This window comes from Acinetobacter calcoaceticus, assembly GCF_016508255.1.
Taxonomy (GTDB): domain Bacteria; phylum Pseudomonadota; class Gammaproteobacteria; order Pseudomonadales; family Moraxellaceae; genus Acinetobacter; species Acinetobacter calcoaceticus_E.
In genome coordinates this window covers 223412-240110 of sequence record NZ_JADVKT010000005.1, presented here as the reverse complement: position 1 = coordinate 240110, position 16699 = coordinate 223412, and the positions used below count along the sequence as shown (strand labels likewise).

General features: G+C 39.2%; 16 protein-coding genes. 7 read left to right on the top strand and 9 right to left on the bottom strand.

Annotation, left to right across the window (positions count from 1 at the left end; translation table 11 throughout):
• Window positions 1–5 precede the first annotated feature (5 nt).
• Window positions 6–3221 carry a lytic transglycosylase gene (locus I5515_RS12120; RefSeq protein WP_199967220.1) on the bottom strand — a complete coding sequence of 1072 codons (3216 nt, stop codon included), beginning with the start codon at window positions 3219–3221 and terminating at the stop codon, window positions 6–8.
• A gap of 232 nt (window positions 3222–3453) precedes the next feature.
• Between I5515_RS12120 and dnaQ the strand changes: the two genes are divergently transcribed.
• The 3 genes from dnaQ to nudC all read left to right on the top strand — a co-directional run bounded on the left by dnaQ (window position 3454) and on the right by nudC (window position 7348).
• A complete protein-coding gene (gene dnaQ, locus I5515_RS12115; RefSeq protein WP_199967210.1) occupies window positions 3454–4830 on the top strand; it encodes a DNA polymerase III subunit epsilon in 1377 nt (458 codons plus the stop codon).
• Window positions 4831–4961: 131 nt separating this feature from the next.
• Window positions 4962–6605, top strand: a complete 1644-nt coding sequence (locus I5515_RS12110) for a chemotaxis protein (protein ID WP_199967208.1) — start codon at window positions 4962–4964, stop codon at window positions 6603–6605.
• Window positions 6605–7348 (top strand): NAD(+) diphosphatase, encoded by a 744-nt coding sequence (gene nudC / locus I5515_RS12105; protein WP_199967206.1) that lies wholly within the window; start codon window positions 6605–6607, stop codon window positions 7346–7348. The genes I5515_RS12110 and nudC overlap by 1 nt, the downstream gene beginning before the upstream one ends.
• Before the next feature lie 28 nt (window positions 7349–7376).
• Here nudC and I5515_RS12100 read toward each other — a convergent pair whose 3' ends face one another.
• The 3 genes from I5515_RS12100 to I5515_RS12090 all read right to left on the bottom strand — a co-directional run bounded on the left by I5515_RS12100 (window position 7377) and on the right by I5515_RS12090 (window position 9435).
• Window positions 7377–8240: an alpha/beta hydrolase gene (locus I5515_RS12100; protein WP_199967204.1), complete on the bottom strand. Its 864-nt coding sequence runs from the start codon at window positions 8238–8240 to the stop codon at window positions 7377–7379.
• A gap of 3 nt (window positions 8241–8243) precedes the next feature.
• Window positions 8244–8951 (bottom strand): BON domain-containing protein, encoded by a 708-nt coding sequence (locus tag I5515_RS12095; protein WP_199967202.1) that lies wholly within the window; start codon window positions 8949–8951, stop codon window positions 8244–8246.
• Window positions 8952–9033: 82 nt separating this feature from the next.
• Window positions 9034–9435: a YraN family protein gene (locus I5515_RS12090; RefSeq protein ID WP_199967201.1), complete on the bottom strand. Its 402-nt coding sequence runs from the start codon at window positions 9433–9435 to the stop codon at window positions 9034–9036.
• A gap of 211 nt (window positions 9436–9646) precedes the next feature.
• Between I5515_RS12090 and rsmI the strand changes: the two genes are divergently transcribed.
• Window positions 9647–10483, top strand: a complete 837-nt coding sequence (gene rsmI / locus I5515_RS12085) for a 16S rRNA (cytidine(1402)-2'-O)-methyltransferase (RefSeq protein ID WP_199967191.1) — start codon at window positions 9647–9649, stop codon at window positions 10481–10483.
• 80 nt (window positions 10484–10563) lie between these two features.
• On the top strand, window positions 10564–10950 hold the full coding sequence (locus tag I5515_RS12080) for a hemin receptor (RefSeq protein ID WP_199967189.1): 387 nt from the start codon (window positions 10564–10566) through the stop codon (window positions 10948–10950).
• Window positions 10951–10953: 3 nt separating this feature from the next.
• Here the strand turns inward: I5515_RS12080 and I5515_RS12075 are convergent, their stop codons facing one another.
• On the bottom strand, window positions 10954–11844 hold the full coding sequence (locus tag I5515_RS12075; protein ID WP_199967187.1) for a LysR family transcriptional regulator ArgP: 891 nt from the start codon (window positions 11842–11844) through the stop codon (window positions 10954–10956).
• A 105-nt stretch (window positions 11845–11949) separates the two neighbouring features.
• On the opposite strand from I5515_RS12075, the gene I5515_RS12070 reads away from it, so the two are divergent.
• Entirely contained in the window at window positions 11950–12552 is a 603-nt protein-coding gene (locus I5515_RS12070; protein ID WP_199967185.1) for a LysE/ArgO family amino acid transporter, read from the top strand.
• Window positions 12553–12608: 56 nt separating this feature from the next.
• On the opposite strand, the gene I5515_RS12065 is transcribed toward I5515_RS12070, so the two are convergent.
• The gene (locus tag I5515_RS12065) at window positions 12609–13250 is read right to left on the bottom strand and encodes a cation transporter (protein WP_199967183.1); all 642 of its coding nucleotides are present in this window, start codon (window positions 13248–13250) and stop codon (window positions 12609–12611) included.
• 65 nt (window positions 13251–13315) lie between these two features.
• Here I5515_RS12065 and I5515_RS12060 point away from each other — a divergent pair, with 65 nt between their 5' ends.
• A complete protein-coding gene (locus I5515_RS12060) occupies window positions 13316–13717 on the top strand; it encodes a MerR family transcriptional regulator (RefSeq protein WP_199967181.1) in 402 nt (133 codons plus the stop codon).
• A gap of 59 nt (window positions 13718–13776) precedes the next feature.
• Here the strand turns inward: I5515_RS12060 and I5515_RS12055 are convergent, their stop codons facing one another.
• From I5515_RS12055 to ubiH, 3 genes are all read right to left on the bottom strand, one after another.
• Window positions 13777–14028: a hypothetical protein gene (locus tag I5515_RS12055; protein ID WP_003652849.1), complete on the bottom strand. Its 252-nt coding sequence runs from the start codon at window positions 14026–14028 to the stop codon at window positions 13777–13779.
• Window positions 14029–14235: 207 nt separating this feature from the next.
• Window positions 14236–15468: an FAD-dependent monooxygenase gene (locus I5515_RS12050; protein ID WP_199967179.1), complete on the bottom strand. Its 1233-nt coding sequence runs from the start codon at window positions 15466–15468 to the stop codon at window positions 14236–14238.
• Window positions 15465–16673 carry a 2-octaprenyl-6-methoxyphenyl hydroxylase gene (gene ubiH / locus I5515_RS12045; protein ID WP_199967177.1) on the bottom strand — a complete coding sequence of 403 codons (1209 nt, stop codon included), beginning with the start codon at window positions 16671–16673 and terminating at the stop codon, window positions 15465–15467. The genes I5515_RS12050 and ubiH overlap by 4 nt, the downstream gene beginning before the upstream one ends.
• Window positions 16674–16699 lie beyond the last annotated feature (26 nt).

The following is a 16699-nucleotide window of genomic DNA, read 5'->3' as shown; positions in this document are numbered from 1 at the left end:
TTATTTTATAAATTAGGCACTTTAATGACATCGCCAATGCGAAGCTGAGTAGAAGGCGTTAAATTATTCAGCTCAGCCAGTAAATTGGTTTCTAAACCATATTTGCTGGCAAGACCAATTAATGTATCACCGCGCTTTACCTTGTATTCCACAACAGTTTTTGGAATAACAATATTTTGACCGCGCTGTAAGTTAGCACTTGCTTTCAAGGCATTCATTTCAGCAAGTTCACGCACTGAAATTCCTGCACGACTCGCAATACTATTTAAGGACTCACCAGATTTCACAGTATATTTTTCAGTGTTTTTACCAGCCGCAACCGTTTTAGCTGAGGTCTTGGTATCAACTTTAGCTGTTTCAACTGTAGGTACATCACCTGTTAGCTTTAAATGCTGTCCTACACGCACACTGCTGTTACGAGGCAAGCCATTTAATGCTGTAAGGTAATCTAACTGTAGATGATAGCGATTGGCGATGCTTCGTAAATTATCACCAGATTTAACTGTATAAGTATCTGGTGTTTCATCTTTAGCATTTTTAGTAGTAGAAGCCTTGCTCGGTGCTTCAACTTCACCTGTCAATTTTAAACGCTGACCAGCACGGACACCTGCCGTACGAGATAAACCGTTTAAATCAGCTAAATAGCTTGTTTGTAAGTTATATTTAGCTGCAATCGCATGCAAACTATCACCCGACTGTACAACATAGTGGTCTGGAACACTTACACCCGCAGGTACTTTCAAGTTTTGCCCAAGTTGTACATGACTACTAGCTTTTAAGTTATTCAGTTCTGCAAGTTCAGTTAAGCTAATTTTAGACTTGGTCGCAATACTTGATAATGTATCACCACGCTGCACTTTATAACTTTCAGTCTTATATGATGGACCTGCTGCAAGTTTTTCATATTTACCAGAAGCTTTGTTGTCATCACCTTCATCAACAGCAATTTCTTTTGCAGGTACATTAATTTTCTGACCGACCATTAAATTACTACCAGCTGACAATCCTGGTGTCAGTTCTGCTAACTCTTGATTAGAGAGTGCATAACGGTCTGCAATCAATTTAAGGTATTCGCCGCGTTTAACTGTATAGCTCTTTGTCGCAATACGACGTGCACTTGCCTGAACTGCTTTAGCCTCTGCCTTAGCAGAATTACGATTGCCTTTAGGCTCTTTCAAATGCAGTTTCTGACCAACAAACAAACCATCGGTCACTGATAAATCGTTATATTCAGCTAATTGTTTTACTGACAAATTAAACTGATTAGCAACACCACTTAAACTGTCGTTAGCCTCAACTACATATACATCCGGCTTAGCAGTACTTTTCGAAGCACTTTGGGTCTCTTGTGGTTTGGCATCATAAAGATAAAGCGTTGATCCTACATATAACGTCTTTTCAGGATCAATCTGGTTCCACTTAGCAACATCACGCCAGTTCACTCCGTTTTTCATCGCAATAACAGCTAAAGTATCACCCGGTAAAACAGTATAGGTACTACGCTTACCTTTAGGTTGTACAACCACTACATCAGTATCAGTCTTAATGTAAGGTTTGTCTTTATTACGCTGTGCCTCTTCAGAATTCGCAACACTTGCATCTTCTGTTAGAGTTTTTGGATAAGCAAAACCTTTGCTGACCTCTTTACCTTGCTGTTCTGCAACTGACTGACTTGTCTGAATTGCAGTTAACCTAATTTTGCCATCATACGGATCGACAATTTCAGTTCCTTTAGGCGCAATTGCTTTTAATTCAGCAACGACTTGATCTTTTTCAGCTTGAGTTGCTTGCGGTTGCAAAGCTTGATCTACAGTTTCTTTTACGCCTTCAGCGCGAACTGCCGCTAAAATCTTTTCACGTTCAGAAGCCGAAATTGGTGGTTCCATTTTAACAGGCTTCGTAATGTTAGCTGCATTGGTCACAGCTACAGGAATACGCGGTGCACTCGGTACATCCGCCGATGCGGCAAAGGCAGCCAACGCATCTGAACCACGTGGTGTAGATTTTGAAGTAGCTGAACTTGTCTTCACTGGTGAAGAAGGTTTAACTGGCTGAACTTGCGTTGTAGGAGTCGGTCTTGTTGTCACTGAAGTAGAAGGACTAACTGTCGTCGGTTTAGACGGTGAAGTTACATTTGCCCACCAACCTGAGCTACCACCCGATTTTGTTCCTTTTAATTTATTATCAATTGAAGGGCTTAAATCTGCTGGAATCAAAATACGCATTGGACTCGCAGGGTCTACTGCTTCACCGCGATAGCCTGGGTTCAATGCATAAAGTTCCGCGCGGCTTAATCCTGCTACAGAAGCAATTTCATTTAAACTTAAAGGCGCAGATAAAGTCACTTCACGGAAATGGGGTCTATTTGCAATTGGTGGTAGTTCTACACCATAAGCCTTTGGATTTTTAATAATTTGAGCAACAGCTAAGAAACGTGGAACATAGTTCATCGTTTCTGCAGGCAATTTTAATGACCAATAGTCAGTTGGTAAACCAGCAGCTTGGTTGCGGTTAATCGCCTGTTGAATACGTCCTGGGCCAGCATTATAGGCTGCCAAAGCAAGTTCCCAAGAACCGAATTGATTATATAGGCTTCCCAAAAATTCATAAGCTGCGCGAGTCGACTCAACGACATCTCGACGCCCATCATACATACCTGTTTGTTTTAAGCCATAAATACGACCAGTGCTTGGAATAAACTGCCATAGCCCCGCTGCTGCTGCGCTACTTGTTGCAGCTGGGTCATAAGAACTTTCAATTACTGGTAATAACGCAAGTTCTGTTGGCAATCCACGGCGTTCAGCTTCTTTCACTGTATGGTACAAATAACGACTGGCACGAGCACTCAAGCGATCAAGGTAAGGCTGACGAGAAATAAACCAGCTACGCTGAGCTTCAATACGTGAATCCCAATGATTCAAATCCATTTTGAAACCCACGGACATACGCTTCCAGACATCACCATGCTTTAAAATAAGCAGACGATCACCTTCTACAGCACGCATATCAGTTGCTGAAAGTAAGTCTTCCAAAGAGTCAAGACTACTTGCATCTAAATAACCTGCACCGCTGACCTGCTTAGATTTTGAGGTTTTTGCAGATTGTGGAGTCGATGAACAGCCTGTTGTAATACCCAACGCAGCTAAAGCAGAGCTAAGCACGGTAATTTTAAACAATGATGCCGCAGATGGCTGCCACACAGATGTGGTTGGTTTATACATAAAAACTTCCAAACAACTCGCGTAATATTTTTTGGGGTCTGCCCACAAACCCTAGGTCTTCGATGCCATTGTAGTAAAGCATGCAAGATAGACAAGGCAATAATTTAATGTCATTTGCATGGAAATGTTACAAGAAATTAAAAAAACCTTGCCTTGTAACGATGGAACCGAACTTTTTGCGTATACAATACACCATATTCAGTTCTTTTTCTTTTAGTTTAGGTTTCGATTTATGTCTCAAACAATCACACTGTATGTTGATGGTGCATGTCGTGGCAATCCTGGTTTAGGTGGTTGGGGCGCATATGTCATTACCGAGCAGGGTGAACATAAATTATTTGGCGGTGAACCTGATACAACCAATAACCGCATGGAGCTCACTGCTGCTATTGAAGGCGTCTCATTTTGCCCAACCGATGCTCACTTAATTATCTGGACAGATTCAAATTACGTGAAGCAAGGGATTACCGAATGGATTCATGGCTGGAAAAAGAAAAACTGGAAGGATGTAAAAAATCCTGACCTTTGGCAAAAATTAGATGCTGTCTGTGCAGGTCGAAATATTGAATGGCATTGGATTAAAGGCCATGCTGGACATGCTGGCAATGAAATGGCTGATGAGCTTGCAAATATCGGAGCCGATCAAACTGCACTGCAAAAAAAAACAGTTCAAGTGACTGCACTGCAAGATATAAAAAAGCCTGAACAGGATTGGTTGCTCGACGACCCTTTTGGGTTTGATATGGCAGAAGTAACCGAAGAAGATAATATTGATCTTGAACAGTCCGAAGAAGTTGAGATGATTATTGTGGATGAAGAAGTTATTGAAGTTGAACCTGCTGAGCAAGAAAGTAAGCAACCAATCAATAATATTCACCCCCAAGTTGTTGTAACCGAAGCCAAGCTAAAATTACAAGGCCCTCGACAACTGATTCTTGATACAGAAACCACTGGTTTTTACTTTCAGGATGGTGACCGAATTATTGAAGTGGGCGCCATTGAAATGATTAACCGGAAACTCACCGGTAGCTCGATTCATATTTATATTAATCCGCAAAAACCAGTGGGCGACTCAGAAAACATCCATGGTATTAGTGATAATTTCTTAAAAGATAAACCACTCTATGCAGACATTGCCGACACGCTTTTTGATTATCTAAAAGGCGCAGAGATTATTGCCCACAACGCAACCTTCGATATGAACTTCCTTGATATGGAGTTTAGACGCGCTGGCCTTCCCGCGCTTTCTGAAGTATGCGAGGTAACAGATACTTTAGCTTTAGCGAAAAGCAAACATCCAGGGCAAAAAAACTCGCTTGATGCCCTTGTAAGACGTTATGAAATTCCAGCACGTGACCGTACTTTCCACGGTGCATTACTCGATGCTGAAATTCTTTCAGATGTTTACTTGGCAATGACAGGTGGGCAAGTTTCTTTTGATATAGATGCCTTATCTCAAAGTGAAAATAGCCTGAACACTGCAAATAAAACGAGGGTTCAAATTGACCTACCAGTTATTCGTCCTTCTGAAGAAGAGCTAAATACACATGAGACTTGGGTCAAAGAATTTGAGAAAAAACATGGAGAACCTTGCCTTTTTGCAAAATAAATTTTTGATTCTTTAACGTTTTTAGCTTTTCCCCTTTGTAAGTTAAGTTATATTAGTCGCATAGATTTTTAGCTCAAATTATCGAGCACTACGAATATAACAATTGATTTATTTTGCAAAGGGGAACGTTTATGTCTGAGCATACTTCGATTCATTTCGATCCAACAGCTTTACTCATCATTAAACATGAAATTGATCGCTCAATAAAACTGGTTGAAGGCGCTGTAAGCACTTTAATTGAAGAGCAAACACTCCCTTTTGGTATTGATGATGCATTAGAACAATTTAAACAATGCACTCAAGTCCTCCGTTTAATTGATATCCCCTATCTTGCAAAAATCACTCAATATTCAACTGAGCTCATGCAAAAAATTATTGCTAAGCCAACGCAAATTAACACAGATGATGTCGTTGCACTGAGTGAAGGCACGACCATGGTAAAAAGATATATTGAGTTTATCTGTTTGCGTGAATTACAAGTCCCTCAGTTTCTTCTTAACACCTTAAACAATTTAGAATTAGCTTTAAATAAACCACTCACACCCTCTGGACAAGCGATTGCTCCGTTACTTGCAAATACTTCGCTTGAACTCCCATTACCTGAAGTATTCATTACTGAAAAAACTCAGTTTATCCATCAACTCTATAAGTTATCTCTGCATCAATTTTTAAAAAAGACAGAATCTAATCATAATTTTCAAGCTTTTAAACTGATTGGTACCTATTTGGTCAGCATGGCAAACCATCAGCCAAGCCAACAATATTGGCAACTCGTCAATAATGCTTTTAACTATATTGATAACCTGCTTTTAAATGATTCACGTCTACGTGTACTCATTAATATTGAAAGTTATATTGGTCAGTTCTTAAAAACCCCAGAAACTTTTAAGCCTGATTTGGCTGCATTTGCAGATATTTTAAGTATCGTTATCTCTCAAGAACATGAGGTTGCTTACCATATTCGCAACCAACTCCATATAGGCGATGAAATACTAACAGATACGCAACTCCTTGTTTTAAGCCGCCATCTTTTTGGTCCTGACTTCGATACCATGCATGCAGTCAGCCAATTAATTTTGAGCGAAATGAACAAAGTACGTAATGATATTGAATATAACTATCAAAATATGTCGACTGAAAAAGCGCAGCAATTACAGACAAGCCTTTTACAGCTAGCATATACATTTAAACTACTTAACCTTGACGAAGCCTCATCTGAGCTTTCTCAACAAGCTAGTAGTTTAAGTCAACTCAATATATTAAGTAATGATAACTATGCTCAACAGCTCATGAACAGCATTTTGTCTGCCATGAACTCAATTGGTATTTTGGTACGCCAATATACGTCTAGTCGTTTACAACTTCATGTGAATAACACGAATATTTCTTTAGATCGCCTTGATGAGGCACACCAAGCCTTACTCACAGAGACAAAAAATTTAATTGATTTTATTTGTCAGAGTCTTACATTGTATGCAAATGATCAGACACAAAATATTGAAGCAATTGCAGGTTCATTAAAAGAGCTAGCGGGTGCAGCCGAATTTTTAGGAAGCACGATTCAACAAGATGCTTTATTTCAAACTGCTCAATTTGTTCAGCAACAACTTGAACAAAACAAGCCTTTTAATACAGATCAAATTCACTGTATTTTTAATGTATTAGCAGGCCTTGACATGTTGGTTGACAATTTAAAAAATAAACAACCTGTTCTACAATCCATGTTTAATGTAGCATTGTCGAGTAGTCAACAACTTCAAAAAAAGGCAGCTTAATGTCTGAATTATCACTTGCTTATATTTTTCATCATCAACAATTACTGGTTGATCAAAACCTTCAACTACCCAAAGTCGAAAAGTTAGCAAGTGATTTACTTTTCACTCATGATGAGCAGGTCATTGCACGTGACTTGCTTGCTGAGGAACCTATCCCCGAAGGCTTACAACTGGTTCCAATTCGCCAACTCATTACAAGTTGGTCTAAAGAACAGTTCTTACAAGCAAGCCGCGCTGTACAGTTACTTGAATGGCGACGCAATCATAAGTTTTGTAGTCACTGCGGACACCCGACAGAAGTTCATCCAACTGAATATGCAATGGTGTGTCCTTCTTGTCGCTATCATCAATATCCTCGTGTAAACCCGTGCATTATTACGGTCATTACTCGAGGTGATGATGAAATCTTGCTGGCGAAGTCAGTCCATAACAAAACCAACATGTATGGTTTGATTGCAGGTTTTGTTGAAGTGGGTGAAACGCTTGAAGAAGCAGTACAACGCGAAGCTTTTGAAGAGGTAGGCCTAAGACTCAAAAATGTTCAATATATGTCAAGTCAACCTTGGCCCTTCCCAAGTAACCTTATGGTTGCGTTTAGAGCAGAATATGACTCTGGTGAAATTAAGCTGCAAGAAGAAGAAATTGCAGATGCACAATTCTTCAAAATTGATCAATTACCTGAAATTCCGTTTAAAGGAAGTATTGCTCATTCAATGATTATGCAGATTACCCAAGCAGGGTAATCTGTTGTGTTTTAAGCAATACTTTCGCTTAAAACACTTCTTCAAGAAAATGCAAAATCGTTCTTTTAGTCCTGAAATAATGACTAATAAAACTAGAAAGACTGGCCAAAATTGTAATATGTCCAGTTTTAGGAATCACGGCGATATGGCTGTGATTTCCACTTTGTCTTAAAGCTCGGTCCAAATCTAACGTATTTTCTTTGCCTACAAGCTGATCATTTTCAGCCATAAGTAAGTAATGTTTAATACTATTTTGGTTGACGAAATAGTATGGCATCACTTCTTGATAAGAAATACTTTGGTCAAAAGCATCTTCGGCTAGGGGATCGCCTTTGTAGTCAAAATGATATGGGCCAGCTAAACCAAAAATCGCTTTGATATTGCCCAAACATTGAATAGTGTTTGGTTTTGGATGATAAACAGCAGACATGACATTAAATGCCCCTGCTGAATGCCCCATAAGTACAATATTTTCTGTAGAGATTTCCAGCTTTTCTTGGTTTTGATGCAAATAATTCAATGCCTGAGTCAGGTCATCAACAAAACTTGGGAAAATATTTTTAGGTGCTAACTGGTAGTTAATCACAGCAACGTCATAACCTTCTTTGGCAAATGTCTCACCAATAAAAAGATAATCTCGTTTATTACCATGCTGCCAAGCCCCACCATGCACAAAAACAATGAGAGGCTGATGAGTTAACTTTTTAACAGATCGGTAAATATCCAAGCGATGGCGAGGCTTTAGACCATAACGAACATTTGGAACCTGTTCAAAACCATCTTTTGGCGTAAAACGATTTAAAGCAAAACTCCCCAAATCATACAGGCGGAACTCTTTATAGAGAGTTCGCGCCTGTTCAATTTTGCTTTGCAGTTGTTCAATCAGATTCATAGATTACTGTGCAGTCGAAGCAGGATCTGTTTGGTCAGGATCAATTGCAACAGGTGTTTGAACTGTTGGCTGAGCAATGACGTTATTAATAATTGGTGTAGCCGTTGCGCTACCTGTACTTGCTGCTGGAGCAGGCGCCAAATCAACATTATCAATTAAAGTAACAATTTTGGTAACGTTACCAACGTTTTGTAAGACGCTGTTTAAATCGTTAATTTCAGCTGTATTTAAACGGCCCATTACATAAAGTACGCCGTCTTCGGTATGTACAAGAACCTTACTATCAGAAACTACAGGTGCCTTCATTAAAAGAGCACGCGTATTTGCTGTTACACCCGCATCTTGCATAATGGTGTTATAGCTGACTTTGTTACCCACCGTAATATAGTTATGTACGGCTTTCACATCACTCATGGCTTTAAGATTATCTTCTGCCAATTGTTTCAAGTATGGGTCTGGCACTTGGCCAGTTAATAAAACTGTACTATGGAAACTTTCGATATTAATACGTGACTGCTTGAAACGTTGATCAAGTTTATAAATGTTGATATTTGCTGTACGTTTAATTGAAGAGTCAATGAATACTTGGCCCAGACTGCGGACACCGCTATCTGTGCCCACTGGAGCTGTGCCTGTTCCACCAGAAATAAAACTTGCGCAACCTGATAAACTTGCGACACAAAGCATTGTTACAGCAATACGTTTTAACACTCCACCAGACTCCTATCAATTTCTTGGCTTGGCTCGATCATAAAGCATCAGATTTTAATTTGCTCAAAAGAGTAATGAACTCTTAATCCAAAGTAAATGCATTTTCGATCCATTGCAGATCATAATGGAATTTTGAAAAGTCTTGCTGTACTGTTTTTGCAATTTTCTGTGGAAAATCAAAACAAATCACATCAAAACGACAATAAAAATCCTGATAAGATGGATAGCGCTGTAAAAATCGCATCGCAGTTTTGATAATTTTCTTCTGTTTTGTCCACGTTACCATTTCACAAGCCTGCCCATAATTTCCTATGGTGCGCGCTTTTACTTCAACAAAAACTAACTCTTGCCCTCGTTTGACGATCAAATCAACTTCGCCACGGCGTGAATGGTAATTACTTGTGACCCACACATAGTTTTGCGTTTGCAAAAGATTTAAAGCTGTTTGCTCTGCCCATTTCCCCAACTGCTGTGCTAATAACATTTGTATTTCTCCCCAATTAAAAGCATCTCTAAATATTGTTATGCGTGAATTATTTTCTTAAATTCATCTGTCATATCAGATCTAAATTGAAAAAATGAAAATCAGATCTTTTTCGAAAAGCGTAAGCTGCGCAGACATTGTTCACGCCCAAATCATAATTTCGGGTAAACTAGCCCCATTAAAATTGTTTATCTGTACGGAGTAAAACCAAATGAGTGCTCAGTTATTTGTTGTAGCCACCCCAATCGGGCACTTAGATGATATGACTTTCCGCGCAATTGATATTTTAAAATCAGTTTCTATTGTTGCTGCCGAAGATACTCGCCAATCTGCCCAGCTGTTTAAACACTATAATATATCGACTCAACTTACTGCATGTCATGACCATAATGAAAGCAATAAAATTGAGCAATTAGTTCAAAAATTACTTGCTGGTGATAGCGTTGCTTTAATTAGTGATGCAGGTACACCGCTCATTAGTGATCCGGGGTTTAAATTAGTCCGTGCTGCTCAAGAACATGGCATTAAAGTCGTTCCTGTACCTGGTGCATGCGCTGCGATTGCTGCTTTAAGTGCTGTAGGTTTGCCGAGTGACCGTTTTAGCTTTGAAGGTTTTCTTCCATCTAGAGCTTCACAACGTATTTCTCAATTAGAAAAGCTTAAAAACGAAACCCAGACCTTAATTTTCTATGAAGCACCCCATCGTATTTTAGAGTCGGTTAAAGATATGGCTCAGGTATTTGGTGAAGATCGTCCTGTAGGGTTTGCACGTGAAATTACTAAAACTTTTGAAACCATCAAAAAAATGACGTTAAAAGATTTGATCAGCTTCATTGAAAATGACCACAACCAAGAGAAAGGTGAAATTGTAGTCGTTGTGGGAGGTGCGGCTGCAAAAACAGATCTGGAACAAGAAAAACTAGATGAACTTTTAAAGCGTTTACTTCAAGACTTATCTGTTAAAGCAGCGTCTCAACTTGCTGCCGATTTAACAGGAATTAAGAAAAAAGTAGCATATCAGCGTGCGCTTGAGTTAACACAAGCCTAATAACTGTTAGGAAAGCAAATGACTGCCAACAATTCAAGCAGTCATTTTGCATAATAAAATATAAGAATAAGAGTATTAATATGGCTGAACAAATTGGCAAACTTGGCCCCCATGAAGGGCAAGAACTAGAATTGCTACTTTCTGGCGAAAAACCTATCGCTTTATTTTATGATCTATTACCAGTCGAGTTTTTAAAGCATCTCGAACAAGGTACTTTATCTATGCTGAGTAAAGATATTCAAACCTCTTTACCTTTACCTTTTTCAATTATGCTGATCTACAAAGCTTCATCTTTAGAAAATTTAAATGAACTTATGATATGTATCGAAACTTTATTCACAGAAACTAATTTTGAAAAATGTATAGAACTTGAACGAAGAATTGGACAACTTTTAGGTTACTCGGCACAAGATATAGAGTTTTATATTCAGCATATTTCAAATCGTCATTTAAAAAGAAAGATGTAAAAACTATCTCAATATATGTTTTGCTGACTGAACAATTGTCTCTGTCAGTGCATCTAACTGTTTAGACTGCCTTTTCCAATGGTGCCAATATAACGGAATATCGAGCTCAGCTTCAGGTATCACGTCTACTAAAGTTCCATTGGTTAATAAAGATTGCACCTGAAGCTCGGGCACCATGCCATATCCCAAACCCAATTGGATTGCTTTCACAAAGGCGTCTGTAGCAGGGATAAAACTGTAAGGATAGCTCTGCAAAGGCAACCCATAATATTTCAGTAATACCTCTGAATGCATAAGGTCTTTATGGTTAAAAATTACAGCCGGTGCATTTCTTAAAGTCTCTCGGTTTACGCCCTGTTTAAACCAGTCAGCAGCAAATTCAGCAGAAGCTAACATTTTATAACGCATTTTTCCGAGTGGTTGAGCTAAACAGCCTGACATGACCTGCTCTTCTGCCGAGATACATGCGTTGACTTGTCCTGTTTCTAATAAAGTGTGCGTATGAGATTGATCATCAATTTTTAGTTCTAAGACTATTTTTTCTTTAAAAAACGTTTGCTGAATGGTAGGTAAAAGCCAAGTTGCTAAAGAATCTGCATTTGAAGCTAAAGCAATTTTATAAAAATCTGATTCAGATGACTTACCCATCAAACCCTGTAATAAGTTTTGCTCCATTAACCTTGTATGACGTAAATGTTGCAATAACGTTTGCCCAGCTTGCGTAAGTACAGATGGGCGTCCACGTATAATTAAAATTTGTCCTAAATACTTTTCTAAAGCCTGCACGCGTAAGGATACGGCCGAAGGAGTAATATATAAATGCTCCCCTGCTGCATCAAAACTACCTACTTCTGCGACGGCAAGAAAGGCTTCACATTGTTTGCTATCTAACATATCAAACCTAAATATTTTTTAGCCAAACCTAAATATTCTTAATTTTACTTATTTTTTAATAAAAAGTCAGATAATTCCCACATCTGATTTTTTCACCTTATTGTTATGTTCTCTCTTAGTATATTTTTAAAAGGTTTCGGTATTGGTAGCGGTCTTATTGTAGCGATTGGCGCTCAAAATGCTTTTGTTCTAAAGCAAGGACTTAAACAGCAATATGTGTTTTGGCTATGTTTAATTTGTGCGCTGTCAGACTCGATTTTAATTGCCTTTGGTGTGTTAGGTTTTGCTGAAATCATGACAGCATCGCCGATCTTAATTACTGTCGCTAAATATTTAGGGGCAACTTTCTTATTAGTCTACGGTGCGAAAGCATTTTATGCGGCATTTAAGATCACCCAAGGCATGGAGCTTGATAGCAGTCAAAAACAGACTTTAACCCAAGCCCTAGTGACCAGTCTTGCCTTTACTTGGCTTAATCCACATGTCTATTTAGATACCATTGTTTTGATTGGTTCAGTTGCAACCCAGCTAGAAGACAAAATTAGTTTTGCTTTGGGTAGCATTGTAGCCTCTTGGATTTTCTTTTTTAGTTTAGGTTATGGCGCAAGATTATTAAAACCATTATTTACCAATCCTAAAGCATGGAAAGTTTTAGACTTTATTATCGGTATTGTGATGTGGAGTATCGCCATATCACTACTCATCTAGTGCATTTAAACCGTAAAAAGTACCATGTTTGAATGGTACTTTTTATGCGCTCAAAATTATGCCTGAGAACTCAACACCAACCTTGACTGTTTTCTTTCTTGTAAGGATTGCTTAATCACAGCATAGCCAGAAGATACGCCTAAGTAAGCTATGACAAAAGCCACAAATAAATCGGGAAATACACTGCCTGTTCCAAACACCCCAACCGCCGCTAAAATTACAGCAATATTAGCAATAGAGTCGTTTCTGCTACACAACCAAACAGAGCGCATATTGGCATCGCCATCACGAAACGAATAAAGCATAAGCGCGACAGAAACATTCGCAATAAGAGCGATCACACCAATTGTTCCCATCACCATAGGCTCAGGTGCAACACCATGGAAAAATGTCCAAACAACTTTCGCAATAACAAAAACCCCAAAAGCAGCCATTGTAATTCCTTTCACTAATGCTGCCGTTGCGCGCCAGTATAAGCTCATCGAAAACACAACTAGCGATAAGGCATAATTCGCAGCATCTCCGGCAAAATCTAATGCATCCGCCCATAGTGAAACAGATTGAGCTTTGTAACCACCCAAAATTTCTACCACAAACATCAAAGCATTAATCACAAGTGCTATCCATAAGGCTTTTCTAAACCGTGGACTTACTTTCTTTGACGGAGAACATGTTGAAGCACAACCACATCCAGCCATTTTATTTCCTCGAAAATTCTTTTATAGTCATTAAAAACCCTTGAGTAGCTCCAGAGTCAAGCCTTATGAATCTTTCTATTGGTCAATTATCAAAAAAAGCGGATGTGCCAATTGATACGATCCGTTATTACGAAAAAGTAGGCGTACTTGATCATATCCAACGTTCTGAAAATAATTATCGTGTTTATACTGAGCAAACACTGGGTGACCTATTGTTCATTAAGCATTGCCGCGAATTAGATATTTCACTCAGTGATATTAAAACGTTAAAAGAAATGAAAGCTCAGCCTAAACAGGCATGTACAAAAATTGATAATTTAGTAGATAAATACTTAAATGAAGTATCTGAAAAGATTGAACGACTGTTGCTTTTAAAAGAATCTTTAATTGATTTAAAACAGCACTGCTCTACCAATCGAACAGTGGATGAATGTGGGATTTTAAAAGAACTACAAAGCTCGTCTTAAACATATTTTGATGAATTCATAGAAATAAAAAAGCACCACTCATGTGATGCTTTTTAAAATTAATGGTCGCTATGTTCATCTGGGGGAACTTCGGTAATTCTCCCACCCCGAGCTAAAAATGCAGCGATTTCATCTTCCAACGCTTGGCGCTGTTTCTGTTTAGCAGTTACAGTGAGCGTTTCTGCCTCAGCAAGATCAGTATCACTCATACTGCCTGCTTCTTCATCAGCTGCACCGCTTTCGGCTGCTTTCGCTTCATCTTCATCTACAGCAGAATCTTCTGCATCTTCATAATCATTGATATCTGACATTTCACACTCCCCACAATGATTTTTATTGCATCATCGCTATGGTTCCAAGACCTCAGAAATTTAGCAATCTCTTTGCATTTAGCAAAGAGCCAATTTGGTCAATTCCGTATCTTTTATGACCAAATTGGTAATGATATATAAATGATTGTTCAAAAAATATCTACTGGCATTTAATTCGCTCAATAGAGTATAGGTCCAGTAAATATTTTAATGCCTATAGCGGGTACTTTGTAAAGCCCCTAAACCATTTGCTTGTTGCATAAATCGCTCTTTTAAAACAGGAGTCTGTTCAACCTGCTTAAGCCCCATATTGCGCGCCCAAACTATTGGAAATAACTCACTACTTTCAAGCCAACCAATTGCCGACATGCTATGCATCATTGCATCATTCTGACCTTTACGGCGATGCTCATAACGCATTAAAGTTTGTTCATGAGCCCATGCACCACGGTTTAAATCGTGAAGCAGTACATCACACAGTACTGCTGCATCAAGACAACCAATATTAACCCCTTGACCAGCAAGTGGATGAATCACGTGAGCTGCATCACCGATTAAAGCCAAGCCTGCTTTTACATATTGTTTTGCAGCGCGTGCTTTCAGCGGAAATTGTGCTCTAGAGCGAACTTCTAACACTTCGCCTAACATATGCTGGCTTTCTCTTGTCAGAAGTTGAATAAACTCAGCATCACTTAAAGCAGAGTACTCATCAGCATAATCATCTGGTAGCGTCCAGACAATTGACTGCCAATATCCATTTTCAGTTTCTTCAAGACTTGCCATAGGTAAATATGCCAAAGGTCCTGTAGGTAAGAAAATTTGACGAGCAACATAATGATGGGGTTTTGCTGTTCTAATTGCACAGCTAATGGCTGCTTGTTTGTAATCAAGTACATCTAGGTCAATAAAGGCCTGTTCACGTACAAATGAATTTGCACCATCCGCACCAATAAGCAGTTTAGTTTTGAGCGTAGTACCATCTGCCAATTGAATATGCCAACATCCAACACCCTGCTCAATACGAGTAACACGCACTTGAGTACGGTAATCGGTAAGCTGCTGCAACATTTTTTGCTGAATAGCAACATTCAGTACACTTGGTTCCACCATAGAACCCAAGGCTTGCTCTGGCATCGGTCTTTGCTGCGACTCTTGGCCAAAATTAATTTCACCATAGCCATTCAGATTCCAGACCTGCATGCCTGTATAAGGCATTTGACGCGCAAGATCATCCCAAACATTTACCGTTTTAAGCAAATGAATCGTCGCTTGGCTGAGCGCTAAAACACGTGGATTCATTACACTTAATGTTTTCTCAACATCAAGTACAGGAGCCGCATCAAGCACTGTGGGTTGTACGCCACCTTGCGCAAGTAATAAAGCAGTTAAACCACCCACCAATCCACCACCAACAATGACGACATCCAACACTTCACTCATGCTTTTAACCCCATTGCATAGTTAGCCACCAATGGTTTTACACCCGGAATGACATCAAACGCAATTAATCCCGTATTACGAATTAATTTTAATAATGGATTTTGGTTACTAAAACCACGAACTACAGTGTCACAGAACTTAATTACGCGCTGCTGATCTGATAATCGAGCTTGTTCATAGGCAAGTAAGTTATTAGGGTTACCCAAATCATCAGAAGTAGTTAACTGGTTCACTAAATAGCGCACTAAAACATCCGCATCACGTAGACATAAATTAAAACCCTGTCCCGCAACCGGATGAATTGTATGCGCCGCATTACCCATTAAAATAACGCGGCCAACAGCTTGTTTATGTGCAAGCACTTGCGAAAGTGGATAGCTAAAACGTTTACCCGTTTTTTCAAATTTACCCGCTCGGTCACCGTAAGTTTGTTGCAAGGCACTTAAGAAATGCTGGTCATTTTCTTCGCCTAGCCATTCATTTTCGGTGCCTTTTTTCACAGGCCATACGACTGAACGGCGGTACTCACCCGGTAAAGGCAATAAAGCTAAAGGACCTAATGCACTGAAACGCTCAAAACCTACCTGTTCATGCGGTTTTGATGTCTGAACCGTAGTCACAATTGCAACCTGATCATAATCATGAACATCAACACCCACGCCAATTGCCTGACGACAAAAAGAATCGCGGCCATCAGCTGCAATTAATAACTTTGACTCAAGTTTTAAAGTTTCCTCACCACGCTGAGCTTCAATATGTACTTGTTCGGCATCTTGAGTTAAAGCAGTCACTTGTACGCCATCAATCAGCTCAATCAAAGGTTGCTGGCGCACTTGAGTTAACAAAACACGCCCAAGCCAAGCATTTTCAATTACCTGCCCAAAGCTTTCGACTTTTTCTTGTTCTGCAATTAAACGTGCTTTACCAAAACTGCCTTGCTCAGTAATGTGAACTTGTAAAATTGGAGTCGCATGTTGCTGTAATGCATCCCACAACCCTAACTTCTGATAAATCTGTACGCTACGACGTGATAAAGCCGTATTACGTGCATCAAAACTCGAATGATAAGGAGCAACATTTTGATCATCATAGTTTGGGTATTTCACAGCTTCTAATAGCTTTACCGCAATATTAGCCTTCGCCAGCATGAGTGAAAGGCTCAAACCAACCATCCCTCCACCTACAATAATCACTTGTTGTTGCATCGAGTTTTGCTCCTTTGGCGAATACG